Origin of the sequence: Ferrimonas balearica, assembly GCF_019802055.1 — a bacterium.
Classification (GTDB): Bacteria; Pseudomonadota; Gammaproteobacteria; order Enterobacterales; family Shewanellaceae; genus Ferrimonas; species Ferrimonas balearica_A.
Map to the genome: position 1 here is coordinate 69,677 of NZ_JAHVHW010000011.1, position 25,570 is coordinate 95,246.

Consider the following 25,570-nt stretch of genomic DNA (forward strand, 5'->3'; position numbering starts at 1 on the left):
AATGCGGCTCGCCCCCCAACGGAATACAGAATAATCAGAGGAACATCATGAGCAACGAGATCAAGACTCAGGTCGTCGTACTCGGCGCTGGCCCCGCAGGTTACTCCGCCGCTTTCCGCGCTGCTGACCTCGGCCTGGAAACCGTCATTATCGAGCGTTACAGCACCCTCGGTGGCGTGTGCCTGAACGTGGGTTGTATCCCCTCCAAGGCCCTGCTGCACATCGCCAAGGTGATCGACGAAGCCAAGGTAATGGCGGATCACGGCGTGACCTTCGGCGAGCCGAACATCGATCTGGACAAGATCCGTGCCCACAAAGAGAAAGTTATCGGTCAACTGACCGGTGGTCTGGGCGGCATGGCCAAGATGCGCAAGGTAAAAGTGGTGAACGGCAAGGGCCAGTTCACCGGTGCCAACAGCATCGACGTGACCGCTGAAGACGGCTCTGTCACCACCGTGAAGTTCGATAACGCGATCATCGCTGCCGGTTCCCGTCCGATCCAACTGCCTTTCATTCCTCATGAAGACCCGCGCATCTGGGACTCCACCGATGCTCTGGAGCTGAAAGAAGTTCCCGGCCGCCTGCTGATCATGGGCGGTGGCATCATCGGTCTGGAGATGGGCACCGTGTACAAGGCGCTGGGCTCCGAAGTGGACGTGGTGGAGATGCTGGACCAGGTGATCCCCGCTGCGGATAAAGACGTGGTTCGCGTGTTCACCAAGCGCATGAACAAGAAGTTCAACTTCATGCTGCAAACCAAGGTGACCGCCGTTGAAGCCAAAGAAGACGGCATCTACGTCTCCATGGAGGGCAAAAAAGCCCCGGCTGAGCCGCAGCGCTACGACGCCGTACTGGTTGCCATTGGCCGTACTCCGAACGGCAAGCTGCTGGCCGCTGAAAACGCTGGCGTAAACGTGGATGAGCGTGGCTTTATCAACGTAGACAAGCAGATGCGCACTAACGTACCGCACATCTACGCCATCGGCGACATCGTGGGCCAGCCGATGCTGGCGCACAAAGGTGTCCATGAAGGCCATGTAGCAGCGGAAGTGATCTCCGGTAAGAAGCACTACTTCGACCCGAAAGTGATCCCCTCCATCGCGTACACCGATCCGGAGATCGCCTGGGTAGGTCTGACCGAGAAGGAAGCCAAAGAGCAGGGCATCAACTACGAAACCGCCACCTTCCCGTGGGCGGCCAGTGGCCGTGCTATCGCCTCTGACGCTTCTGACGGCATGACCAAGCTGATCTTCGACAAGGATACCCACCGTGTTATCGGTGGTGCGGTTGCGGGTACCAATGCGGGCGAACTGCTGGGCGAGATCGGCCTGGCCATTGAGATGGGCTGTGATGCGGAAGACATCGCTCTGACCATCCACGCTCACCCGACTCTGCACGAGTCCGTAGGTCTGGCGGCTGAGGTGTACGAAGGCTCCATCACCGACCTGCCGAACCCGAAAGCCAAGAAGAAGTAACTTGGCGGGAAAGAAAAAAGGCGACCTCAGGGTCGCCTTTTTGCGTCATGCGGTGAACTTTTTGTTGGGATCCCGTAGAGTAACGTCGTTACAAAAAGAATAAGAATACGGGGTAGCGGGCTGATGCGCTTTTTTCTGCTGGTGGTACTGATTCTGGTGCAGAGTGCGTCTCCTGCCCTGGCTTCTGCCATCCGTTGGGTTAACGCGGAGCAGGGGCTTCAGAACCAGTCGGTTTTGGCGTTTGCTGAGGACGACCAGGGGCTGATCTGGATCGGCACCGAGGATGGCTTGTACCGCATGACCGATCGCCATCTGCGCCGGGTGGATCTGCAGGGCAGCCGCCACCTGTTTGGCGAGTCCTTTATCCAGGCGCTGTTGCCGCTGCCCAATCACCAGATGCTGGTGGCCACCGATGACAACCTGTACCGATTAGACCTCTTCAACAACCAGGCTGATTCCCTGAGTCAGCTGGTGGATCTCCCCCTCCATACTACGACGAGCCGCTTCTACCAGGACAGCCAGGAGAACATCTGGTTTGTCACCATGGACGGCGTGGTGTTCCGCCTGGCTCCGGATCTCAGCCGCTACGACGAAGTGGGGACTTTGACCACTGAACAGCATTGGCGCCAACTGTTTCGTGACGAGGGCGATCAGGTATGGGCCATCAGTCGTCACCGCCTGGTCAAGATGGATGGGCCTCAACCGATTTCCCAGGAAAACCACTGGCCGATGGAGTATGGCGAACTGAGAGCGATGGCCGCCGATGGTAAGGGACGGGTGTGGCTGGCCAGCTATGGTGGCTTGTACGCTTTCGACACCGTAGAGGGCGTGGTGGCTTCCGCCCCGGTTTTTGATCAGCCACTGCGGGATATTGACCCGGATGGCCAGGGCGGGCTGTGGCTGTTGGGGCGGGGAGAACTCTACCACTGGGCCGCTGATGCGCCCGGACCGGTGGAAGTGGATCTGAAATACCCACCATCGTTTCGCCCGGAATCACTGTTTGCCGGTCAGGTGGACTCTCAGGGACGACTTTGGTTGATCAGCGATTATGAGGGGCTGATTGGGTACCGGCACACCGCCAGTTTTATTGAAGAGCGCATCAGCACCCACCTCTATCCCGGATTGAACAACGACATGACCTGGGGGATCCACGCGGAGGGATCCATGCGCTATCTGGCGACGGACAGAGGTGTCCAGTGGCTGGATACCGCCAGTGGAGAGCATGGCACCGTAAAGCTGCCCGCCCTTCGGGATGCGGGTGCGGCGTTCGGTCTGGCCCCTCTCGACGATACCCATCTGGTGGTGGCTTCGACCGAAGGGCTGTACCGCCTGGATGTCGAGAGCAAACAGGCAGAGCGAATTACGGGGATGGGGTTGCCGGACCTGCGCAACCAGGTGGTCTACAACGTGATTGCCGATGGTGATCAAATTTGGATTGTGACGGGGCGTTATCTGTTCCGCTGGTGGCCCGCCCAACAAAACAGTGAGCGTTTTGATGTCGATGGACGGCCGATCATCGGAGTGCGAAACCTGACGCGGGGGCCCGATGGCCGCCTCTGGTTTGGGGGAGAGAACCTGCTTGCCTACCAGGACAAGGGGGGGAGCGTCACCATGGTGCTGTCGGCCGGTAATGTTGAACAGCGCAAACACTCCGTAGGCTTTTTGGCGCCTCAGGCCGATGGCAGCCTCTGGTTTTCCAGCTATGGCCGTGGGGTCTGGATGTACGACCCGCGCTGGCATGAGTTCCGTCAACTCAGCGACCAGTGGCAGATGGATTGCGACAACGCCTACGTCGGAGCGATGGTTGAACATCGGATGATCATCGGCTGCAGTCGCAGTCTCTTTGTGGTGGAGCCCCACCTGCAAACGCTGTTTGGCCTGGACATTTTCGATGGCCTGGCGATCAACAACTTCAATGAAGGTGCACTCTTCTATGACCCCGACATCGGCATGATGCTGGGGGCTGCTGGTGGCATGATCACCGTTGCGCCGGACCAACTGGCCCCCCTTCCCAGACAGGATCGCGCCATCATCGAATCCCTCGAGGTGCATTACCAGGATGGACAGCGACAGCTTTGGCTGGAGCCTGAGGGGCGCCCCATCACTATTGAGCCGGAGTACCGCCTGCTGGCGCTGCACTTCGCCAGCAACCGACTGCTGGACCGCACCCCAAAACCTTACCGCTACCGTCTCAACCACAACGGTGTGGCGGGGCAACTTGTGGACTTTCCCAACCAGGGGCAGTTGACCTTCAGTGGCCTGAAGCCGGGGAGTTATGAGCTGGAGCTTTACGGCGTCAGCCAGGGGATCTGGTCGGCGGTACCGAGCCGAGTTTCTTTCGTAGTCAATCAACACTGGTGGCAAAGCGAGCCGGTCAAAGCCCTTGCCGGCTCAGCCCTGGTGATTTTTCTGATGTTGGGCCTGTTGCAACGGCAGCGGCAGGTGCAGCGGATCCGCCAATTCAATACCGAGTTAAGCCAGAGCCAGCAGCGCCTGCACCTGGCCATGGGGGCGGGTCGTTCCGACACCTGGGAGTGGGACAAGGCGAGCAATCGATTCCGCCTTGAGAATCATCAGCGTTACCTCGGCGACGACGGAATGCCGCGCCTGATGGAGATGAGCCAACTCACCATCCATCCTGATGATCGCCTGCGGGTGTGGCGGGCCTGGCGCGAGCACTATCTGGGGTTATCGGAACATTACGACGTCGAATATCGCCAGGCCGACTATCAGGGGCGCTGGCGCTGGATCTGGGCTGCCGGTAAGGCGGTGGAACGGGATGAGCGCAATGGCCAGGCTCGTCGGGTGGTGGGCATCTACACCGACATGACCGCGCACCGGCGGCTGGAGCAGGAGCATGGGCTTTATGCTCAGGCCATCGAAAACACGGCGGAAGGGGTGGTCATTCTGGATCACCAGTTGCTGGTACAGGGCTGTAACCCGGCAGCGGAGATGATTCTTGCCACTCCCCGGGCCCAGCTGATGGGGGATCGGTTCCACCACTACTGGTACCGGGACCAGGAACCACAACTGGATGCGATTACCCAGGATGAAGCCAGCTGGAAAGGGGAAGTGTTGTTGCGGGGACGCACCGGTGAGACCGTACCGGTTTGGCTCAATATCAGCCCGATGGGCGACCGCGCCCGCCATCTGGTGGCGCTCTTCTCCGACATCACGGAACGAAAGCGCGCGGAACTCGAACTGCGCCGGCTGGCGGATTTCGATCCCCTGACCGGGCTCCCCAACCGCAGCCAGTTTAATGTCCGGCTTAATGCCGCCATCCAGGCCCGGGAACCGGTGGGACACCCCATGGCTCTGATGTTCCTGGATCTGGATCGCTTCAAGCACATTAACGACACCTATGGACACTCCACCGGAGACGGTTTGCTGGTCCAGGCGGCTCAGCGTCTTAAGGGGCTGATGGGAGAATCGGAGCTGCTCTGCCGCTTTGGTGGCGACGAATTCATTGTGTTGATCAACGAATACCAGACGAGAGCAGAGCTGGAACGGTTGGCGCAAAAAATTCTCAGTGCCATTGCTGAACCCTTTGAAGTGGACGGCCAACTGTTCTACGTCTCCACCAGTGTGGGCGTCGCCTGTTACCCCGAGGACGCATTGCAACCGGAGGCGTTGATCCGTCATGCAGACCTGGCGATGTACCACGCCAAGGAGGAGGGGCGTGGCCGCTACTGCTTCTATACTCGTCAGCGCGATGCTCAGGCAACCTACCAGCTTGAGCTGGAGAACGCTCTGCGTCAGGCTCTGGAAGCCAACCGACTGGAACTGCACTACCAACCTCAACTGGATCTGAATACTGGCAAGGTCACCGGCGTGGAAGCGCTGTTGCGGTGGTTTGACGAGGAGAACGGTGCGGTGTCTCCGGATACCTTTATCGCTTTGGCGGAATCCAGCGGCATCATCGTCAAACTGGACCGTTGGGCTTTGCGTCAGGCGTGCCAGAGCTTTGTTCGCTGGGGCATGGGGGAAGGGCTGAAGCTGTCGGTCAATGTCTCAGCCAGCCACTTCCATCAACCGGATTACGTGGATTTCGTTTCCCGGGTTCTGACAGAAACCGGGCTGCCCGCTCGACAGTTGTGCCTGGAGATTACCGAAGGGGTGCTGATGAAGCGGGTCAGTCTGGCGCAAAGCCACCTGCATGCCTTGAGACAGCTTGGGGTGTCGGTGGCGGTGGATGACTTTGGTACCGGCTACTCCTCGCTGGCATACCTGAGTCAATTTGCCGTGGACGCGCTGAAGATCGATCGCTCCTTTGTACATGACCTGCCAGGCAACCTGACCAACGGCGCCATCACACGAAGCATTCTGGATATGGGGCGAAACCTGGGACTGCAGGTGGTGGCCGAGGGGGTGGAAACCGAAGCGCAGGAGGCGTTCCTGCGCCAACAGGGTTGTAACCGGATGCAGGGGTTCCTTTATGCCCGCCCCATGAATGCCGAGGCCTGCTGTCTGTGGTTGCAGGAGCAGATGGAGCGGCAAGAGTGGGAGGCGATCAGCTGAGCCCGTCCAGCCAGGACTCGGTCAACTGAGTCAGGTTGTCGAGCCGGTGATCGGCGATCACGAAGCGGGGATCGTCCCGGTGATGGGGATCCGGCACGGCCAGCGCGGTCATTCGGGCAGACTTGGCGGCCAGCAGCCCATTAAAGGAGTCCTCAATCGCCATGCAGTGCTCTGGCGGAACCTGCAAGCCACTGGCCGCATCCAGGTAAACCTGGGGATGCGGTTTGCCATAGGGGAGAGACTCGGCAGAGCGGGTCACCGAGAAAGCGCCGGTCAGACCCAGCCGCTCCAGCGTTGCCTCAACCAGCAAAGAGGGAGAGGAGGTGGCCAACCCGAGGGCCCAGCCCCGCTGATGGATGGTCCGTATCGCTTGCTCGACGCCGGGCAGCGGACTCCCCTGTGTGCGGATCAGCTCAACCACCCGGTGCAGAATGGTGTCGGCCACCTGTGGGGGAGTTGCTCCGGTCCAGGGGTGGCGCTGATACCAGTACGTCACCACCTGATCAATTCTCAACCCCTGGGTTTTCAGCGTGTCCTCAAAGGTGAGAGGCACTCCCCGATCTGACAAGATCTCCAGTTCAGCTTGCTGCCAGAACGGTTCTGAGTCGACCAGAACGCCGTCCATATCAAAAATTACGGCTTGGATAATGTGGGTCACGATGTGTACCATTCAGTTTTGAACAAGATTCAGTGTGATAGATTCGCGCGAATATTTAAATGACCGTAAATCTCGGTCGACTGATCGCTACACTGTACCTTTTGGTGCTCCGATGATGAAACGGTCTCAATGGGAGAGTTATATATGAAACGCAGTCAAACATTCGCTGTGGCTTCGCTGGTCGGCCTGCTGGCCGCTTGTGGTGGCAGCGATGATGCTCCGGCAACCGGTACCCTGAGCATGGGCATTACCGATGGCCCGGTTCATTATGCTGATGATGTGGTGATCGTGCTGAGCCATATGGTGCTGGTACCGGAAGCGGGCGGTGACCCGATTGTGTTTGACTATCTCCAGGACGAGAACGAACTGCGCAGCATCGATCTGCTGGAAGTGCAGGGCGCCAAAGTGGAATGGGTGATCACTGACCGTGAGCTGCCGGTTGGCAACTACGACGTCTGTGCTTACATCATCCAGGGTGACGGCAGTGAGACCACCTCTCACGTGAATATCGATGATGGCACCTTTAGCCTGTCCACCCCTTCCGGTGGCAGTTGCAAAGGCTTCAAGCCGGACGACGTTGACGGCCAAAAACCGGCCCGCCTGAAGTTCAACCGTGAATCTCAGGTGACCGTGAACACCGGCATCAATAACTTTGTGATCGACTTTGACCTGAGCAAGGGCCTGGTAGATAACCGCCATTCTCAGGGCAACCAGACCGACTTCAAGATCAAGCCCAATGCGGTCACTCTGGTCAACGCGGGTGGCGCGGGCATCATTCGCGGCGTATTGGCACAGCAGCAGTTTGATGCTTGTGAAGCGGACTTTGCCAGCCTGCTGGGGGCGTCTGAGTTCAGTCATGCGGCCTACCTGTATGCCGACAGCCGTGACCGTACCACCATGGGTGACATCGCGGGTGAAGAGGGCTTCCCGGCGGACAGCACTCTGGTTGAGCCGGTGACCGTGGCCCCGATCAACCTGGTAGAAGTTGAGCAGGAGGACGGCAGCATTGTGGAAGAGCTGCAGTACGAGTTCGGCTTTATCGGTGAAGGCATCTACTCCATCGGTTACACCTGTGTGGCCAATGTGGACCAGCCGGACACCCATGAAACCCAAGAAGATGGCTTTGCCATCTACCAGCACTACACTCCGGTAGAGGTGAAGGCGGACGAGGAAACCATTCAGGATCTGGATCCGATCCTCTGATCCCACATCGGTTTTCCGACAGAAAAGGCCGCCCTCTGGGCGGCCTTTTTGTTTAAATTTCAAACTGTGCTGCTTTTCCCATCCATTCCTTACGACTTTGGTGTAAATCGCTACTGACTTTGACTTCTATTCGGTCTGGCCGATTCAAAAGCGTGCGCAAGATCGCTATACTGCGGGCACCCGAGGTGTGGCAGTGATCACAGAAGCGTGCCAAATTGCCACATCCGTTCACAGGACGTGCAGCTTGTATGTGAGCCTGCCAGGAAGAGAGGAAGTGAGCCGTGTTAGAAGCCTATCGTGAACACGTCGCAGAACGTGCCGCCCAGGGAGTGGTGCCCAAGCCACTGGATGCCCAACAAACCAGCGAACTGGTTGAACTGCTGAAGAATCCCCCTGCCGGTGAAGAAGAAACCCTGATTGATCTGCTGGAAAACCGCATTCCGCCCGGTGTGGATGAAGCCGCTTACGTAAAAGCCAGCTTCCTTGCCGCGGTGACTACTGGTGAAGCCAGCAGCCCGCTGGTCAGCCCGGAGCGTGCCACCGAACTGCTGGGCACCATGCAGGGCGGTTACAACATTGAACCCCTGATCAAACTGCTGGGCCACACCACTCTGGCACCGCTGGCCGCCAAGGCACTGTCCCACACCCTGCTGATGTTTGACGCGTTCCACGATGTTGTTGAACTGGCCAACAGCGGCAACGATTATGCCAAGCAGGTCATGCAAGCCTGGGCCGACGCGGAGTGGTTTACCTCCCGTCCCCAACTGGCGGAATCGATCACCCTGACCGTATTCAAGGTGCCTGGCGAAACCAACACCGACGACCTGTCTCCGGCCCCGGATGCCTGGTCCCGCCCTGATATCCCGCTGCATGCTCTGGCGATGCTGAAATCCGCCCGAGAAGGGATCACGCCGGATGAGCCGGGTGTGGTTGGCCCCATCAGCACCATCGAACAGCTGAAAGAGAAAGGCCACCCGCTGGTATACGTGGGTGACGTTGTGGGCACCGGCTCCTCCCGGAAATCCGCCACCAACTCTGTACTCTGGTTTATGGGCGATGACCTGCCGGGCGTACCGAACAAGCGCGGCGGCGGCTTCTGCTTCGGCGGCAAGATCGCGCCGATCTTCTTCAACACCATGGAAGACGCCGGTGCACTGCCGATCGAGATGCCGGTGGACAAGATGGCCATGGGCGATGTGATCACCGTATTCCCGTACGAGGGTGTGGTGAAGAACGAAGCCGGTGAAGTGATCTCCGAATTTGAACTGAAAACCGACGTACTGCTGGATGAGGTTCGCGCTGGCGGCCGTATCCCGCTGATCATCGGTCGCGGCCTTACCGACAAGGCCCGTGAAGTGCTGGGTCTGGCGCCCTCCGACATCTTCCGTCGTCCCCAGGACGTGGCTGATACCGGCAAGGGTTACACCCTGGCTCAGAAGATGGTGGGCAAAGCCTGTGGCGTTGAGGGCGTTCGCCCCGGCCAATACTGCGAGCCGAAGATGACCACCGTTGGCTCTCAGGACACCACCGGCCCGATGACCCGTGACGAGCTGAAAGACCTGGCCTGTCTGGGCTTCTCCGCCGACCTGACCATGCAGTCCTTCTGCCACACCGCCGCCTATCCCAAGCCGGTGGATGTGAACACCCACGCCACCCTGCCGGACTTCATCATGAACCGTGGCGGTGTGTCTCTGCGCCCCGGTGACGGTGTGATCCACTCCTGGCTGAACCGCATGCTGCTGCCTGATACCGTGGGCACCGGTGGTGACTCCCACACCCGCTTCCCGCTGGGTATCTCCTTCCCGGCTGGCTCCGGTCTGGTGGCCTTTGCCGCCGCCACCGGCGTGATGCCGCTGGATATGCCGGAGTCTGTGCTGGTGCGCTTTAAAGGTGAGATGCAGCCGGGTATCACCCTGCGTGACCTGGTTCATGCCATCCCCTACTACGCGATTCAGCAGGGCTTGCTGACCGTAGAGAAGCAGGGCAAGAAGAACATCTTCTCTGGCCGCGTGCTGGAGATTGAAGGCCTGGACAACCTCACTGTCGAGCAGGCGTTTGAGCTGTCCGATGCGTCCGCCGAGCGTTCAGCCGCTGGCTGTACCATCAAGCTGGGCGAAGACTCCATCGCGGAGTACCTGCAGTCCAACATCGTGATGCTGAAGTGGATGATCGCGGAAGGCTATGGCGACCGTCGTACCATCGAGCGTCGCATCAATGCCATGGAAGCCTGGCTGGCCAATCCTGAGCTGATGGAAGCCGATGCGGATGCCGAATACTGCGCCGTTATCGAGATCGACCTGGCGGACATCAAGGAGCCGATCCTCTGTGCGCCGAACGATCCGGACGATGCTCGTCTGCTGTCCGAAGTTCAGGGCGACAAGATCGACGAAGTGTTCATCGGTTCCTGCATGACCAACATCGGCCACTTCCGTGCGGCGGGTAAACTGCTGGACAAGTTCAAGGGCGCTCTGCCGACCCGTCTGTGGGTCGCGCCGCCGACCAAGATGGACCAGCAGCAGCTGATCGACGAAGGCTACTACGGCATCTACGGCCGAGTGGGTGCGCGCACCGAGATGCCCGGTTGCTCACTGTGTATGGGTAACCAGGCCCGCGTAGCGGACGGTGCCTCTGTGGTGTCCACCTCGACCCGTAACTTCCCGAACCGTCTGGGTACCGGCGCCAACGTCTACCTGGCGTCTGCGGAGCTGGCGGCGGTGGCCTCCATCCTGGGTAAACTGCCCACCGTGGAGGAGTACCTGGAGTACGCCAAGACCATCGATGCTCAGGCGGCAGACACCTACCGCTACCTGAACTTCCATCAGATGGAGCAGTACACCAAGCCGGCTGGCGAAGTGATTCTGCAGCAGCCCGCTTAAGGGAATGCAACGAAAACGCCCCGCAATCGCGGGGCGTTTTTTGTTGTCAGTCTTAAACCACCTCCTATGGAGGTGGTGATCGTTTCCTCGGGGCTCTGCCTGTAGAGTTGGGATTTCTAAATAATTCCGCGTAAACGAATAAGCAGAATTGCCACGAAATTGAATCCATTTTGATGTTGTCGCAGATCTTTCACGGCGAAAGCCGTCCACCTTGGCCGACTCGCGGCGCCGAGCGGGAACGACTGGGAATGAAGCCGAGGGCCAGGGAAGGTCCGAGTGGCCAGCCGAGCATGGAAGCGAGTCTGGCCAGAGCTGAAATGGGAAGGAGAGGGAGCGAGGGGCATTCGCCGCGCCGGAGGCAAAGGGGAGTCCAGAGGGGCGTAAGCCCTTCTGGCGGCCGCCGGGCCGCTCCCGGCAAAGGGGGTAATGGTGCATCTAAAGTCACATGCCTGTGGCATCCCCGAAAACAAAAAGCCCCCTTAAAGGGGGCTAATCAAAGCCACCTGCTATGCAGGTGGATGTTTACATGTGCAGACGCCAGGCCACCCGGGTGGCCTGACACTGAAAACTGGATCAGCTGGCTTCGCTGTGGCGCTCGAACAGGGTTTCCAGCAAACGGTCTTCCAGTTCGAACCGCTCCTCCATCTTCTGCCCCAGCCTGGACAGGTCCTGATCCAACTCCATCAGAGTGTCGTCATCTACGCCGTTGGTGTACTTATCATTGAAGTCCAGCGCAGCGTCGGTGCTGGGAGAGATTTTGGGGAACAGGCTTTGTGCCAGGGACTTCGAGTGTTCGCCGTTTTTCTCACAGGCGGAGGCAACCTGGTCATACACTTCGAAGTGGCCTTCAGAGACGTAATCCACCAGCAGATTACAGAATTGCTGGATGTGGTCCTCTTCAGGCAGTTGACCCTTGTTCTTCTCATACGGGGGCAGGCCTGCCAGTTGGCAGTAGTGGATCAGCAGCTGACGACGGCTTTCCAGCCAATGGTCAATCAGTGTGTTGGAGCCTCCCCAAGCATCCACGGCCCGTTCTAACTTTGTCAGCATGGCACCATCCTCTTGCAAGCCAACTTAATATTGGTACTTCCCAATTTAAGTAAGGGATGGCTCAGGGATCAACGGTTTTTTAACCACTCGTGGAGGAATCTTCTGAAAGGGGGGGCGCAGGAAATAAAAAACCCTGACGCCGAGGCGTCAGGGCATAAGATTGGGTGTTGCGGGCTCACTTGCGTGAACTTCTTACTTCGTTTTGCTAGCGCCGTATTGTTATACCAAAGGCGAATTGGGAGTGCAAATCTTTGCCTGTGACCATCCGCAAGCGAGGATTCCCCTGAATTGTGGGACGGCTCACGCTCACCTCGTATCAATCTTCGAACGCGGTGCTACAATGGCCTGAATTTTGTTGCGTATTGATGCGTAAGGGATGAACTAGATGTCAGAACTGAAAAACGATCGTTACCTGCGGGCCCTGCTGCGCCAGCCGGTAGATGTGACTCCGGTCTGGATGATGCGTCAAGCTGGCCGTTATCTGCCTGAGTACCGAGCCACCCGCGCCGAAGCCGGCGATTTCATGAGCCTGTGTAAGAACCCTGAACTGGCCTGTGAAGTTACCCTCCAGCCTTTGCGTCGCTATCCGCTCGATGCCGCCATTCTGTTCTCCGACATCCTCACCATCCCCGATGCCATGGGCCTGGGTCTCTACTTCGAGACCGGTGAAGGTCCGCGCTTCCAGACTCTGGCTGACAACAAAGCCACCATCGAAAACCTGCCGATCCCGGATCCGGAGCAGGAACTGCGCTACGTAATGGACGCTGTGCGTACCATCCGTCGCGAGCTGAAGGGTGAAGTGCCGCTGATCGGTTTCTCCGGCAGCCCCTGGACCTTGGCTACCTACATGGTAGAGGGCGGCAGCTCCAAAGACTTCGCCAAGATTAAGAAGATGGCGTTCTCCGAGCCGGCCACCATGCACTTGCTGCTGGACAAGCTGGCGGACTCCGTCATTCTGTACCTGAACGCCCAGATCAAAGCGGGTGCTCAGGCGGTGCAGATCTTCGACACCTGGGGCGGCGCACTGTCCGGCCCGGCTTACCGCGAGTTCTCTCTGCGCTACATGCACAAGATCGTGGATGGCCTGATCCGTGACCACGACGGCCGCAAAGTACCGGTTGTTCTGTTCACCAAGGGCGGCGGTCAGTGGCTGGAAGATATCGCTGCCACCGGTTGTGACGCAGTGGGTCTGGATTGGACTGTGGACGTGAAAGCTGCTCGTGCCCGTGTGGGTGACAAAGTGGCGCTGCAGGGCAACATGGATCCGTCCATGCTGTACGCTCCGATCCCGCGCATCGAAGAGGAAGTGGAGCGCATCCTGGGTGAGTTCGGCCACGGCGATGGTCACGTATTCAACCTGGGTCACGGCATCCACCAGCACGCCGATCCGGAGCACGCTGGCGCCTTTATCAACGCTGTACACGAGCAGTCTCGCAAGTACCACAAGTAAGCGCGCGACTGACTTAAGAAAAAAGCACCCTTCGGGGTGCTTTTTTTTTGATCTTCGATCTGGTTTCGCTCTGTCGTGATCGCTACAATGCCAAACATAAGTCCGATAACCAAACATATGTTATGACTGAGCGAGAGCAGCAGATCCTGGACCTAATTCGCCAGGACCCGCTTATCCCCCAGCAAGAGCTGGCGGACAAACTGGGTATCAGCCGCAGTGCGATTGCCGGGCACATCATGCACCTCACCCAGAAGGGACACATTCAGGGTAAGGGGTACATTCTGGCGCCGGAGCGCTACGCCCTGGTGATCGGCGGTGCCAACATGGATCTCTGTGGCGTGGCGGATCGCCCGCTGGTGGATGGGGATTCCACCCCGGGGAGTCTGACCGCCAGCGCTGGCGGTGTGGGACGCAATATCGCCGATAACCTGGCTCGCCTGGGCAGCCGGGTGGAGTTTATCTCCGCTCTGGGTGAAGACCGCTGGGCCGAGCAACTGCTGGAATCCTGCCGTCTGGCTGGCGTGGGCACCGACCACTGTCTGAAGATCCCCGGCGCCACCACCTCCAGCTACCTATCCCTGCACGACAGCGATGGCGAGATGCGCCTGGCTCTGAACGACATGAGCCTGATTGAGCGTCTGGATGCGGAGCAGATGGAGCGCCGCCGGGGGCCGATCGATCGCGCCTCTGTGCTGGTGCTGGATGCCAACCTGTCCCAAGACGCTCTGGAAACCCTGTTTGCCCGGCCCTTGAGTGCGCCAGTACTGGTGGACCCGGTCTCCCAGGCCAAAGCCAGCAAGCTCAAACCCTTCCTGAGTCAGTTCGATACCCTCAAGCCCAATGCGCTGGAAGCGGAACTGCTCTCAGGCCACAGCCTGGAGAGTGAGGATGACCTGCCGCGGGTGGCGGATGCCCTGCATGAACTGGGCGTGCCCCGAGTGCTGCTCAGCCTCGGCAGCCGTGGTGCCTACGCCTCCGATTGCGGGGTGGGGATCCGGTTCGAGCCCTCTGCCACCGAGGTGGTGAACGTGACAGGCGCCGGCGATGCCCTGATGGCGGGCCTGGCGCATGGCCGACTGGCCGGCTGGTCCTTTGCCGACACCGTACCTTTTGCCCTGGCCGCTGCCCGTCTGGCGCTGGCGACCAAGACCACTATCAATACCACTATGTCCGAAGCGGCCGTGCGCCGCCTGATGGAGAAGACCCCATGCTAGAGAAGTACCTGGATATCCACCCGGAAGTTGCCGAAGCCATTGCCAATAACCGTCCGGTAGTGGCACTGGAGTCCACCATCATCTCCCACGGTATGCCCTATCCGCAGAACGTGGAAACCGCTCTGAAAGTGGAGCAGACCGTTCGCGAAGCGGGCGCGATCCCGGCGACCATCGCCATCATCAAGGGCCGCCTGACCGTGGGCCTGACTGAGGAGCAGGTGGAGTTCCTGGGTAAAGAGGGTCTGTCCGTCACCAAGGCTTCCCGTCGCGACATCCCCTTTATCGTGGCTGCAGGTAAAACCGGCGCCACCACCGTGGCTTCCACCATGATCCTGGCCGCCATGGCTGGCATCAAAGTGTTCGCCACCGGCGGCATCGGTGGGGTTCACCGTGGCGCCCAGCAGACTTTCGACATCTCTGCTGACCTGCAGGAGCTGGCCAACACCGACGTTGCCGTCGTGTGTGCCGGTGCCAAGTCCATTCTGGATCTGGGCCTGACCCGTGAGTACCTGGAAACCTTCGGCGTGCCGGTTGTGGGCTACCAGACTGACAGCCTGCCGGCGTTCTACACCCGCGAAAGCGACTTCAGCATCGACTACCGTCTGGACAGCAGCGACGCCATCGCGACCGCGCTGAGCGCCAAATGGGGCATGGGTCTGAAAGGCGGCGTGGTGATCGCCAACCCGATCCCGGAGCAGTACGCGATGCCGAAAGCCGAGATCGATGCGGCCATCGAAAAGGCGCTGGCGGAAGCGGAAGAGCAGGGCATTGGTGGCAAAGAGTCCACCCCCTTCCTGCTGGCCCGCGTTTGCGAACTGACCGGTGGCAACAGCCTGGATTCCAACATCCAGTTGGTGTTGAACAACGCCCGCCTGGCGTCCGCCATCGCTCGCGACCTCTGCGCTGAGTAAGACGCACAGGGTGCAGGAAAAAAGCCGCCGAAAGGCGGCTTTTTTATTACCAGTCTTAAACAACCTCTTATGGAAGTGGTGATCGCTTCCTCGGGGCTTTGCCCGTAGAGTTGAGACTTCTAAATATCTTCGCGTAAACGGATAAGTAGAAGAGCCTCGAAATCGAATCCTTTTGATGTTGTCCGCATGACTTTCACGGCGATAGCCCTTCTGGTGGCCGCCGGGCCGCTCCCGGCAAAGGGGGGTAATGGTGCCTCTAAAGTCACATGCCTGTGGCATCCCCGAAAACAAAAAGCCCCCTGCTATGCAGGTGGATATCTACGAGTGATCCGCAAACAACCCGGTGATACGTCGCTGCAGTTCCGGCACCACTTCTTTTTCAAACCAGGGGTGACGTTTCAGCCAGAGCGTATTGCGGGGGGAGGGGTGAGGCAGTGGCAGTCGTGCCTCGCCGTATTCTGACCAGCGGGCCACCGTATCGGTGAGGCTGGTGAAATGCTCCAGGTAGTGGCGCTGGGCATATTGGCCAACATAGAGCGTCAGGACCAGGTCCGGCAACAGCGCCAGCAAACGTGGATGCCAGAGCGGGGCGCAACGCTTGTCCGGTGGATTATCGCCGCTGCGACCCCGGCCGGGATAGCAGAACCCCATAGGCAGAATGGCCACCTGGTCCGGGTTGTAGAAGGTCTCCCGATCAATCCCCATCCACTGTCGCAGTCGATCACCGCTGGCGTCGTTCCAGGGGATGCCGGTCTGGTGAACCTTCAGTCCCGGGGCCTGACCGACAATCAATAACCGGGCGCGACTCCCCAATTGAATAACCGGATTCGGGTCCAGAACGTCGTGACAAAGACGGCATGTGCGCACTTCGTGAAGCAGATCACGCTGTTCCGGATTGTTGGCCTGATTTTGCGCTGTCGTTCCCGTTGTTCGCCGAACATTCATGAAAAATCCTCAAGATGCATTTAATTCAGGCCGTTAATTAGGTAAGTTCAAACCTCTTTGTCATAGAGCCAGCACCTGGATCTGCTCCTCCTGATGAAACTCTCCCGTCGATTATTGCTGCTCCTTTTGGGTCTGGCTATCCCCCTGATCCTGACCGCCATTGTGTCGGCGTACTGGCTGATCAATGACGGGTTCAAGGGACATCAGCAGCGCGGTTATGCCGCTGAGCGGGCCCACCTTCAGGTCGATGTGGAGCGTTGGCTGGCGGACAATCGCCGCGAGATGAACGCCATCCGCATTGCGTTGGAAAATGAGCCACAGCAGGTGCTGGACTTTCTGGTGGCGCAGGCCAAACGCGAGGGCTTGGTAGCCCTGGTGATGAACCACCATGGTGAACTTCGGGTGCTGCAAAACAGCGCTGTTCCGGTGGACGGCAGCAGTGAAGCGATGCGCGCCCTGCTTGACCCCATTCTCTCCAGCGGCACCTTCCAGTATGAGCGAAGCGGTTTCGTGAGTTTGGAGGAGCAGGTGTTTGGCCTGGTGGCTTTGCCCCTCAACCACCGTAACTGGCGTGGCCTTATCGGGATTCAGGCGTTTGATCAGGAGAAGCTGGATTCTCTGAGTTACCGCCACACGGGGGTCCAATCCCTTTCCGTCGTCCCCGCCGCCGAAGGGCACCCGCTATCACTTCCTCACTTTTTCGGTCAGTCCCTGACGCTTCACCCGGTGTTCGATCAGACGGAAAGTCAGCTCCGATCTCAGCAGATTGGTCGTGTGATGACGGTACTGGCGCTGGTGTTGGTGCTGTTGGCGTTGGCCAGTTTTTTCACTTTCCGCCGCATCCTGCTGGGGCCACTGGCAAGATTAACTGAGCGCCTGGAGTCGGGCCTGACGCAGCGTAAAGTGAGTCGCCCGCTGCCGGAGTCCGGACGGAATGAGCTGTCCGAGATCAGCGTGCTCTGCAATGACTTGTTCGCCCAACGTCATCTTCAGCGTCAGCAGATCACCACCCTGCTCAGAGCGGTAAGCGATGCCGTTATTATGGTGGACCCCAAGGGGCGGATTGAACTGGTCAACACCACTGCAGAGCGGATGCTGGCGGTGGATCATGGCCCGGTGCGTCAGTGTGCGCTGGTGAATCTGGTACCGGGTGCCGCAGGGCAGGAGCTTCACTCCGCGCTGAAAGAGCTGCTCAGCTCCGGGCGGGTCAGCCTTGATGGGCGGGTGCGCCTGACCCAAGGCAGCCAGGAGCGGCAACTGCAATATCAAGCGATGCGAACCCTGGACAATGAAGGGGCGACATTGGGTGCCGTGCTGGTTCTCAGGGACATCACCCACTCCGAACAGATGAAACGGGAACTGGTGAACAAGTCCCAGCGGGACCACATCACCGGGATCTTCAACCGCCAGACCTTTGAGCAGCGCCTGGAAGCCCTGGCGGATCTGCCCGGGCAGCATGCGGTCTGTTATATGGACCTCAATCGCTTCAAGTTGATCAACGACAGTTGCGGTCATGAGGCCGGAGACCGGATGCTGCGGGATGTGGCTCAGGAGATGGGACGCAGTGTGCGTCAGGGCGATCTGCTGGCCCGCATCGGTGGCGATGAGTTTGGTCTGATCATGAAAGACACCTCGGCGCTGGATGCGGCCCGGGTGTTGAAGCAGATGATGGAACGGGTGGAGGGGATCACCCTCTACTGGGACAGCGGCAGCTACCGGGTTGGCATCAGTATCGGTGTGGCGTTCCAACGGGGCGACGAGCAGCGACCCCGTGAAGTGTTTAAAGATGCCGAGATCGCCTGCCACGCCAATAAGGGCAAGGGGGGCGAGAGCCAGATCCACTTCTTCGACTCTCTGGATCAGGACCTGGCCCACCAGCGCAACGCACCCCATTGGGCGATGAAGATCAATGAAGCGATCGTCAATGATGATTTGGTGCTGTTCTACCAGCCCATCGAGCCGATCCACGCCAGCAACCTGCGGCGCAAATGCGAAGTGCTGCTGCGGATCCGTGAGGAGGGCGGGCGGATCCTGGCCCCGGGACAGTTTATTGCCGCCGCCGAGCGCTTTAACCTGATGCCCGCGGTCGATAAGGCGGTGATCCGCAAATCGTTCGAATGGCTGGCCCGCAACAGCCACCTCTGGAACACCCAGGTCCTCTCCATCAACCTCTCTGGCACCACGCTCTCCAATGGCAATCTGGTGGGCTACATCGATGAGATGTGCGCCCTCTACCGGGTGCCGCCGGAAACCATCTGTTTTGAGGTCACCGAGACCGCGGCCATCGCCAATGAAAACCGGGCCTTGGAGATCCTCCATGCGCTGCGCCGCCGCGGATTTGCTTTTGCGCTGGATGATTTCGGCTCCGGCTTTGCCTCTTACGGCTACCTGCGACAGTTGCCGGTCGATTACGTGAAGATCGATGGCTGCTTTGTCCGTAACCTGGCCAGCAATGCCAAGGACTATGCCATCGTAAAATCGATCCACGACGTCTGTCGGGTGATGGGCATCGAAACCGTGGCGGAGTTTGTGGAGGACCAGGAAACCCTGTCCCGCCTCCGCGCCATTGGAGTGAACTACGCCCAGGGTTATGGCATTGGCCGGCCCAAAGATCTGGAAACCTACCAGCCCGTGCCAATGGAGGATGGGGTAAAGGCCTGACCCCATACCGGCACCGGCGTTTGCGGCGACAGGGAGTGAGTGCGCCGCCTGAGCACAATCAAGGAGAACACCATGGATGGAGAGGTGGTGCTGCTGACCGGCGCCTCTGAGGGCATTGGTCGTGCGTTGGCGAAGCAGCTCAGTGCAAAGGGAGCACGGCTGATGCTGGTGGCCCGAAACCAGGCGCGTCTTGACACTCTGATCGCCGAGCTGCCCGGTGAAGCGGTGGCCTTTGCCCTGGACCTGACCGAACTGGACCGACTGTCGGAGCTGATTGCTGCCACGCTGGCGCATTATGGTCGGTTGGACCGGCTTATCCTCAACGCTGGCATCACCATGTGGAGCCGGGTGGAAGATCTGACCGACCTCTCCGTACTGGAGCGGGTGATGCGGGTTAACTACCTGGCGACGGCACACCTGGCTCATGCGGCACTGCCTGCCCTGAAACAGAGCCGTGGCCACTACGCAGTGGTCTCCTCCCTGACCGGTCTGACCGGCGTTCCCACTCGCAGTGGCTACTGCGCCTCCAAACACGCTGTCATGGGTTTTTTTGACGCCTTGCGCATTGAGTTACGCGGCACCGGCGTGGACGTCACCCTGCTGTGTCCGGATTTTGTCGTAACCCAGACCCACAAGCGCGCCATGGGCGCGGATGGGCAAGCTCTGGGTGAGACTCCGATGCAGGAGAGCAAAATCATGACCGCTGATGCCTGCGCCGCACAGATGATCAAAGCGATCGAAAAGCGTCAGCGGCTCTGGCTGGGTTCGGCGCGAGGACGTTTGGGGCGCTGGCTTAAACTGTTGGCGCCGGGACTGATTGATGCGCTGGCTGCCCGGGCGATTGAACGTCGCCGCTGAACGGTTTCCAGCGAGCCATCGCTTCTTCGCCTGCCTTCATGCCTAATTCATAGCCCCGCTCCAACGGCTCCGCATCCCGGGTGAGTCGTTTCAGTTGGAACGACTCCGGTGGGCAGATCTCAACGATGGTCACCCCTTCCGGTGGCTGGCGGATCAGCGCCAGCGTGTCGTTATAGCGCTGCGCCCGGCTCAGCATCGGTTCAACCAGTTGCGGTGTATCACGCAGCAGCCAACGCTGCAGGGCGGGCAGGCTGGAGGGGGATTTCTGGTAATGGGCTGGGCGACTGCGCAGCACCATGATCTGTCGGGCTCCCCGTCGGATCGCTTCCGCCACCGGCAGTGCGTCCGCTACGCCGCCATCCACATAGGTGTGGCCATTCAGCCGCACGCCGTTTCGATAGAGCAGGGGCAGCGCACTGCTGGCTTTCATGGTTTCCGCCAGGGTATCCACATCCGGCGCGTGGTACTCCGCCGTGCCGCTGTCCTGACGGGTTACCCCCAAAAAGAAGGGACGGGGATCCGCCGCCAGCGTGGCCTTGTCGATACCCAGTTCCGCCAGGGTGATGGTCCACATCCAGTCCAGATCCATCAGGTCGCCGCCACGCAGGAACCGGCCCGGCGTCAGAAACTCGCGCCGGCAGCTGTAGTCGGTGTAGATTTTGCGGTTACGGCCCGGCATCTTCGCCAGATAGGCCGCCAGATTGGAGGCTCCGGCAGAGACGCCCCAGAAGCTGTCGAAGGGGCTGAAGTTGTGGGCCAGAAAGGTATCCAGCACCCCGCAGGAGAACACCCCGCGCATGGCGCCTCCTTCCACAATCAGCGCGCGCTCACCAATTCGATCCATCTCTCCATCCCTGCAATCTGGCTACTCACCCCTTTGGAGTCGCAATCGCCAAATCATAGAGCCCGATGCCGTGATAGGCGAGCGCTAAACTCAGCAGAGGATGAGAGGTGTGCAGAATGGTTCGGGCCTCGATGGATCATGCTGGATGAACGCTTCTCCATTTTTAAACCACACATTAAATACGGTTAAAAAACCACCATCGCCAGAACCGCGCTAAGCTGCTACAATCCGCGGCCCCTGCACATACCGGCAGGTGATCTGAGGTAAGCATGATCCCGACTCCTGAAACCAAGCTGTTTGACTATCCCAAGTTCTGGGCTGAATGCCTGGGCCCTGCGCCGTTCCTGCCCACCACCCGTGCGGAGATGGATCTGTTGGGCTGGGACAGCTGTGACATCATTCTGGTGACGGGAGACGCGTACGTGGATCACCCCAGCTTCGGCATGGCGGTGATTGGCCGCATGCTGGAGTCCCAGGGGTTCCGGGTGGGGATCATCGACCAGCCGGATTGGCAGTCCAAAGACGCCTTTATGGCGCTGGGCAAGCCGAACCTCTTTTTCGGCGTCACCGCCGGCAACATGGACTCGATGATCAACCACTACACCGCTGATCGCCGTCTGCGTCATGATGATGCTTATACTCCGGATAACGTGCATGGCTTGCGCCCTGATCGCGCCACATTGGTGTATACCCAGCGCTGTAAGGAAGCCTACAAAGAGGTGCCGGTGATCCTCGGTGGCATTGAGGCCAGCCTGCGCCGTATCGCCCACTACGACTATTGGTCCGACAAAGTGCGCCGCAGCGTGCTGTTTGATGCCAAGGCGGACATGCTGATCTTCGGTAACGCCGAGCGTCCGCTGGTGGAGGTGGCACACCGTCTTTCCCAGGGTGAAGCGATTCAGAGCATGCAGGACATTCGCGGTACCGCCTTCCTGGTGCGTGAAGCGCTGCCGGGTTGGTCCGGCCTGGATTCCACCACGTTGGACACCCCCGGAAAGATCGATCCCATCCCGAACCCCTATGGGGCGGATGATATGGGCTGCGAGCTGGGCTCCAAGTTTGATGACGCCCCGGTGAAACAGCAGCCCAAGGCGATCACCGTGCAGCCCGCTGGCGCAGGTCGTAAGCCGAAGCCCTGGGAGAAACAGTACATCCTGTTCCCCGCTTATGAGCAGGTTCGCGGTGACAAGGTGCTGTACGCGCACACCTCCCGCCTGTTCCACCTGGAGACCAACCCGGGTTGTGCCCGTGCGCTGATGCAGCGTCATGGTGATCGTTATGTCTGGATCAACCCGCCGGCGATCCCGCTGGAAACCGACGAGATGGACGGCGTGTTTGCGCTGCCCTATGCCCGGGTGCCGCATCCCAAGTACGACGGTAAGAAGATCCCCGCGTACGACATGATCAAAACCTCCATCAACATCATGCGTGGGTGTTTTGGCGGCTGCTCCTTCTGCTCCATTACCGAGCACGAAGGGCGCATCATTCAAAGCCGAAGCCAGGAGTCGATCCTGGATGAGATTGAACAGATTAAAGAGAAGGTGCCGGGCTTTACCGGTGTGATCTCGGATCTCGGCGGTCCGACCGCCAACATGTACAAACTGCGCTGTAAGAGCCCCAAGGCGGAGTCCACCTGTCGTCGACTGTCCTGCATCTACCCGGACATCTGCGGCCATATGGACACCGACCATACGCCGACCATCGATCTCTACCGGGCCGCCCGTGCGATCCCGGGGATCAAGCGGATCTTTGTGGCGTCCGGTGTGCGTTATGACCTGGCGGTCGAGGATCCGCGCTACGTGAAGGAGCTGGTGCAGCACCACGTTGGCGGCTATCTGAAGATTGCGCCTGAACACACCGAAGAGGGCCCGCTCTCCATCATGATGAAGCCGGGTATGGGCAGCTACTACCGCTTTAAGGAGATGTTTGATCGCTTCTCCAAAGAGGCGGGTAAGGAGCAGTACCTGATCCCTTACTTTATCTCTGCCCACCCCGGTGCCAGTGATGAGGATATGGTGAATCTGGCGATGTGGCTGAAGCGCAATAAGTTCCGTCTGGACCAGGTGCAGAACTTCTATCCCTCACCGCTGGCAAACGCCACCACCGTGTGGCACACCGGTAAGAACTCGTTGCGCAAGGTGACGCGGGACAGCGAGGAGGTGCCAGTGGCACGGGGTGGCCGTCAGCGCCGCCTGCATAAGGCGCTGCTGCGTTACCACGACACCGACAACTGGCCGATCATCCGTGAGGGTCTGCTGAACATCGGTATGGGCCATCTGATCGGCAGCGGTCCGGATTGCCTGGTGCCGGCAGAGGGGCGTCGACCTGCGCATCAGCGTGGCCGCACTCAGAAGGCGGTGACCAAGCACACCGGGCAGGACCAGTTCAAACTGCCGGGTAAGATCAAGCCCAAAGGGCAGGGTGGTAAGCCTGCCGCCAAGGGCAGTGGTTCCGGCAGCAAACCCAAAGCTCAGGGTAAGCCCGGCGCCAAGCCTCAGGGTGGCGGTCGCGGCAAGCCCGCGGGTAAACCTGCGGGTAAAGGGCCGAAACGCCGCTAAGCCAGATCAAAACGGGACGCCAAGGCGTCCCGTTTTGCGTTATGGCGCAGGCTCACACCTTGACCACCGCCTCGCCCTGCACACAGGGCTCGCCCCGGGCATTCAGCACCTCGGTGATCAGGGTGACGATCGGCTTGTCCTCCCGCACCTGCGACACCGTGACCCGGGCGGTCACCTCCTCACCCACAAGCACTGGCCGGACAAACTTCAGAGTCTGGCCCAGGTAGATGGTGCCTTGGCCAGGCAGGTGCTGGCCGAGCAACCCCGAAAGCAGACTGGAGAGCAGGATGCCATGCACGATGGGGGCGCCAAAGGCGGTTTGGGCGGCAAAATCGGCGTCCAGATGGATGGGGTTACGGTCCTCGGATAGCTCCGCAAAAGCCGCCACCTCCTCGGGTCCGAAGCGTTTGCGGATCTCCGCCTGTTGTCCCGGTTGCAGACTCATTCTGCAGACTCCTCAAAGGTGGGGTTGAGGCGCACCTGAACATACTCACCCGGTGCCGCGCCAAGCCCATTAATGATGGGGCGGGCCGGGACGGGCTCTGAACCCTCTCTGTCACCGAGCCAGTTGACCCAGTGCGGCCACCAGGAACCCTCCTGATGCTGCGCCTGCTCCAGCCAGGCTTGCGGCTGCTCGGAGAGCGCACCGACATAATGGCCATATTTGCCGCCGGGCGGATTGATGATGCCCGCGATATGGCCGGATTCGCCGAGAACAAAGGTGGGGGAGCCCCCCAGTTTCTGCATCCCCAGGTAGGTGCCCTGCCAGAGGGCAATATGGTCGTCCATGGTCGACACAAAGTAGGTGGGGACGGTGATTTTGCTCAGGTCGATCTTACTGCCTCGCACCGTAAACTGGCCCGGCTCGATCAGACGGTTCTCCAGATACAGTTTGCGCAGCATGGTGGAGTGGGTCGGGCCCGCCACATTGGTGCTGTCGCAGTTCCAGTGCAGCAGGTCGAAGGCCATGGGGCTCTGGCCCTTCAGGTAGCCGTCGATGTAGTAGTTCCAGTAGAGGTTGTTCTCCCGCAGCAGGGAGAAGGTCACTGCCAGTTGGCGCCCGTCCATCAGGCCCTGCTCCGCATTCTGGGTTTCCATCGCCGTGACGATCTCTTCGTTGATGAAGGCGCCGAGTTCCCCCGGCTGGCTGAAGTCCAGAATGGTGGTAAAGAAGGTGGCGGATTTGACCCGCTGTTTCATGCGGCGACCGGCCATATAGGCCATGGCGCAGGCCAGCAGCGTGCCGCCAATGCAGTAGCCCACCGCATTGACTTCACGCTCACCGGTTGCGGCCTCCACCGCATCCAGCGCCGCCAGCACGCCATCCACCACGTAGTCTTCAAAATCCACCTCGGTGTGGCGTTCATCCGGGTTGGCCCAGGAGATCATCAGGACGGTATGGCCCTGTTCCACCAAGTATTTGACCAGGGAGTTCTGGGCTCTCAGGTCGAGGATGTAGTACTTGTTGACGAATGGCGGGACGATCAGCAGTGGGCGCTTGGCTACGGTCTTCGTGGTGGGCCGGTACTGGATCAACTCAAACAGTGGCGCCTGATGGATCACCTCGCCTGGGGTGGTTGCCAGATCTTTCCCCAACTGAAACGCGGCCTCGTCGGTCATTCGCACATTGAGGGTGCCAGCGCTGCGCTGGATATCTTCTGCCAGCAACTGCAAGCCGTTGAGCAGGTTGCTGCCACCGCTTTCCAGTGTGAGTTTCAACAGCTCGGGGTTGGAGGCGATAAAGTTACTGGGGGCGAGGGCATTGACCATCTGGCGGGTAAAAAAGCGCAGTCGGTCCCGCTCGCTGTCGGTCAGGTCGGGTATCTGCTCGACCCGCTCCAGCATCTGCCGGGCTGTCAGCAGGTAGGATTGCTTGATGTAGTCGTACCAGGGGTGCTCCTGCCACTGGCTGTCGCGGAAACGCCGGTCTCCGCGTTCCGGCTCCACCAGAGGGACCACCTCCTGACCCGCCTGCTTAAGCATGGCGTTCTGAAACAACTGCAGCTGGGACTGCCACCAGTCCACTTGCTGGCTGAGCATCTCCGCCGGGTTGTCCACTCCCTTCTGAAGTGCATTGGAGAGGTCCTGCATCTGCATCTGCAACAGAGCCTGGGTGGTTGGCTGGGCCTGCTTGGCAGCCAGCTCAAACAGCTGCTCGTTGCAACGGATAAGGCTTTCCATCAGCCGTTGGTAGGATCCCTGACTCATAGCGACTCCTTTGCGTGGACTGGGGCCGCCTTGGCCCATTAGCGGCGGGACTCTGCCCGACTCTGACTGGTCATCATGACAGCACATTGTCGATAATATGAACATATTGTGCGCTGCACAAGAAGCTAGACCAAGGTGTTA

16 protein-coding genes are annotated in these 25,570 nt (G+C 59.7%); 10 read left to right on the plus strand and 6 right to left on the minus strand.

The genetic code is table 11. From position 1 onward, the window contains the following. Nucleotides 1-47 precede the first annotated feature (47 nt). Nucleotides 48-1,475 (plus strand): dihydrolipoyl dehydrogenase, encoded by a 1,428-nt coding sequence (gene lpdA / locus KUV52_RS16220; RefSeq protein ID WP_222526990.1) that lies wholly within the window; start codon nucleotides 48-50, stop codon nucleotides 1,473-1,475. Between the two features lie 123 nt (nucleotides 1,476-1,598). Next, nucleotides 1,599-5,993: an EAL domain-containing protein gene (locus tag KUV52_RS16225; protein ID WP_222526991.1), complete on the plus strand. Its 4,395-nt coding sequence runs from the start codon at nucleotides 1,599-1,601 to the stop codon at nucleotides 5,991-5,993. Here the strand turns inward: KUV52_RS16225 and hxpB are convergent. Continuing rightward, nucleotides 5,986-6,651, minus strand: coding sequence for a hexitol phosphatase HxpB (gene hxpB, locus KUV52_RS16230; protein ID WP_315900207.1), 666 nt, complete (start codon nucleotides 6,649-6,651; stop codon nucleotides 5,986-5,988). The two genes, KUV52_RS16225 and hxpB, sit on opposite strands and share 8 nt — an antisense overlap. Nucleotides 6,652-6,795: 144 nt before the next feature. Between hxpB and KUV52_RS16235 the strand changes: the two genes are divergently transcribed. Continuing rightward, nucleotides 6,796-7,854, plus strand: coding sequence for a DUF4382 domain-containing protein (locus KUV52_RS16235; protein WP_222526992.1), 1,059 nt, complete (start codon nucleotides 6,796-6,798; stop codon nucleotides 7,852-7,854). Between the two features lie 281 nt (nucleotides 7,855-8,135). After that, nucleotides 8,136-10,730 carry a bifunctional aconitate hydratase 2/2-methylisocitrate dehydratase gene (gene acnB / locus KUV52_RS16240; RefSeq protein WP_222526993.1) on the plus strand — a complete coding sequence of 865 codons (2,595 nt, stop codon included), beginning with the start codon at nucleotides 8,136-8,138 and terminating at the stop codon, nucleotides 10,728-10,730. Nucleotides 10,731-11,303: 573 nt separating this feature from the next. Here the strand turns inward: acnB and rsd are convergent. Continuing rightward, nucleotides 11,304-11,780 (minus strand): sigma D regulator, encoded by a 477-nt coding sequence (gene rsd, locus KUV52_RS16245; RefSeq protein WP_222526994.1) that lies wholly within the window; start codon nucleotides 11,778-11,780, stop codon nucleotides 11,304-11,306. Nucleotides 11,781-12,165: 385 nt separating this feature from the next. Between rsd and hemE the strand changes: the two genes are divergently transcribed. From hemE to KUV52_RS16260, 3 genes are all read left to right on the plus strand, one after another. Next, the gene (hemE, locus tag KUV52_RS16250) at nucleotides 12,166-13,230 is read left to right on the plus strand and encodes a uroporphyrinogen decarboxylase (protein ID WP_222526995.1); all 1,065 of its coding nucleotides are present in this window, start codon (nucleotides 12,166-12,168) and stop codon (nucleotides 13,228-13,230) included. 122 nt (nucleotides 13,231-13,352) lie between these two features. Next, nucleotides 13,353-14,444: a PfkB family carbohydrate kinase gene (locus KUV52_RS16255; RefSeq protein WP_222526996.1), complete on the plus strand. Its 1,092-nt coding sequence runs from the start codon at nucleotides 13,353-13,355 to the stop codon at nucleotides 14,442-14,444. Further along, nucleotides 14,438-15,355, plus strand: coding sequence for a pseudouridine-5'-phosphate glycosidase (locus KUV52_RS16260; RefSeq protein WP_222526997.1), 918 nt, complete (start codon nucleotides 14,438-14,440; stop codon nucleotides 15,353-15,355). Before KUV52_RS16255 ends, KUV52_RS16260 begins: the two co-directional genes overlap by 7 nt. Nucleotides 15,356-15,673: 318 nt before the next feature. Here KUV52_RS16260 and KUV52_RS16265 read toward each other — a convergent pair whose 3' ends face one another. Next, entirely contained in the window at nucleotides 15,674-16,300 is a 627-nt protein-coding gene (locus KUV52_RS16265) for a uracil-DNA glycosylase family protein (protein WP_222526998.1), read from the minus strand. A 93-nt stretch (nucleotides 16,301-16,393) separates the two neighbouring features. Here KUV52_RS16265 and KUV52_RS16270 point away from each other — a divergent pair, with 93 nt between their 5' ends. After that, nucleotides 16,394-18,961 (plus strand): putative bifunctional diguanylate cyclase/phosphodiesterase, encoded by a 2,568-nt coding sequence (locus tag KUV52_RS16270; RefSeq protein ID WP_222526999.1) that lies wholly within the window; start codon nucleotides 16,394-16,396, stop codon nucleotides 18,959-18,961. A 72-nt stretch (nucleotides 18,962-19,033) separates the two neighbouring features. Continuing rightward, nucleotides 19,034-19,819 (plus strand): SDR family oxidoreductase, encoded by a 786-nt coding sequence (locus tag KUV52_RS16275; RefSeq protein ID WP_222527000.1) that lies wholly within the window; start codon nucleotides 19,034-19,036, stop codon nucleotides 19,817-19,819. On the opposite strand, the gene KUV52_RS16280 is transcribed toward KUV52_RS16275, so the two are convergent. Next, on the minus strand, nucleotides 19,755-20,663 hold the full coding sequence (locus KUV52_RS16280) for a patatin family protein (protein ID WP_222527001.1): 909 nt from the start codon (nucleotides 20,661-20,663) through the stop codon (nucleotides 19,755-19,757). The genes KUV52_RS16275 and KUV52_RS16280 overlap by 65 nt on opposite strands. Before the next feature lie 269 nt (nucleotides 20,664-20,932). Between KUV52_RS16280 and KUV52_RS16285 the strand changes: the two genes are divergently transcribed. Further along, nucleotides 20,933-23,221, plus strand: a complete 2,289-nt coding sequence (locus KUV52_RS16285; RefSeq protein ID WP_222527002.1) for a YgiQ family radical SAM protein — start codon at nucleotides 20,933-20,935, stop codon at nucleotides 23,219-23,221. A 52-nt stretch (nucleotides 23,222-23,273) separates the two neighbouring features. On the opposite strand, the gene KUV52_RS16290 is transcribed toward KUV52_RS16285, so the two are convergent. Together KUV52_RS16290 and phaC are read right to left on the minus strand one after the other, a co-directional pair. Continuing rightward, nucleotides 23,274-23,666: a MaoC family dehydratase gene (locus KUV52_RS16290; protein WP_222527003.1), complete on the minus strand. Its 393-nt coding sequence runs from the start codon at nucleotides 23,664-23,666 to the stop codon at nucleotides 23,274-23,276. Further along, nucleotides 23,663-25,429 (minus strand): class I poly(R)-hydroxyalkanoic acid synthase, encoded by a 1,767-nt coding sequence (gene phaC, locus KUV52_RS16295; RefSeq protein WP_222527004.1) that lies wholly within the window; start codon nucleotides 25,427-25,429, stop codon nucleotides 23,663-23,665. Before phaC ends, KUV52_RS16290 begins: the two co-directional genes overlap by 4 nt. Between the last annotated feature and the right edge of the window lie 141 nt (nucleotides 25,430-25,570).

What these genes read in the sequence shown, in the direction of transcription:
- KUV52_RS16255 (WP_222526996.1), top strand. Translation starts at nt 13,353, where the DNA reads ATGACTGAGCGAGAGCAGCAGATCCTGGACCTAATTCGCCAGGACCCG.
- phaC (WP_222527004.1), bottom strand. Translation starts at nt 25,429, where the DNA reads ATGAGTCAGGGATCCTACCAACGGCTGATGGAAAGCCTTATCCGTTGC.
- KUV52_RS16270 (WP_222526999.1), top strand. Translation starts at nt 16,394, where the DNA reads ATGAAACTCTCCCGTCGATTATTGCTGCTCCTTTTGGGTCTGGCTATC.
- KUV52_RS16235 (WP_222526992.1), top strand. Translation starts at nt 6,796, where the DNA reads ATGAAACGCAGTCAAACATTCGCTGTGGCTTCGCTGGTCGGCCTGCTG.
- KUV52_RS16225 (WP_222526991.1), top strand. Translation starts at nt 1,599, where the DNA reads ATGCGCTTTTTTCTGCTGGTGGTACTGATTCTGGTGCAGAGTGCGTCT.
- KUV52_RS16285 (WP_222527002.1), top strand. Translation starts at nt 20,933, where the DNA reads ATGATCCCGACTCCTGAAACCAAGCTGTTTGACTATCCCAAGTTCTGG.
- lpdA (WP_222526990.1), top strand. Translation starts at nt 48, where the DNA reads ATGAGCAACGAGATCAAGACTCAGGTCGTCGTACTCGGCGCTGGCCCC.
- rsd (WP_222526994.1), bottom strand. Translation starts at nt 11,780, where the DNA reads ATGCTGACAAAGTTAGAACGGGCCGTGGATGCTTGGGGAGGCTCCAAC.
- hemE (WP_222526995.1), top strand. Translation starts at nt 12,166, where the DNA reads ATGTCAGAACTGAAAAACGATCGTTACCTGCGGGCCCTGCTGCGCCAG.
- KUV52_RS16260 (WP_222526997.1), top strand. Translation starts at nt 14,438, where the DNA reads ATGCTAGAGAAGTACCTGGATATCCACCCGGAAGTTGCCGAAGCCATT.
- KUV52_RS16280 (WP_222527001.1), bottom strand. Translation starts at nt 20,663, where the DNA reads ATGGATCGAATTGGTGAGCGCGCGCTGATTGTGGAAGGAGGCGCCATG.
- KUV52_RS16265 (WP_222526998.1), bottom strand. Translation starts at nt 16,300, where the DNA reads ATGAATGTTCGGCGAACAACGGGAACGACAGCGCAAAATCAGGCCAAC.
- KUV52_RS16275 (WP_222527000.1), top strand. Translation starts at nt 19,034, where the DNA reads ATGGATGGAGAGGTGGTGCTGCTGACCGGCGCCTCTGAGGGCATTGGT.
- KUV52_RS16290 (WP_222527003.1), bottom strand. Translation starts at nt 23,666, where the DNA reads ATGAGTCTGCAACCGGGACAACAGGCGGAGATCCGCAAACGCTTCGGA.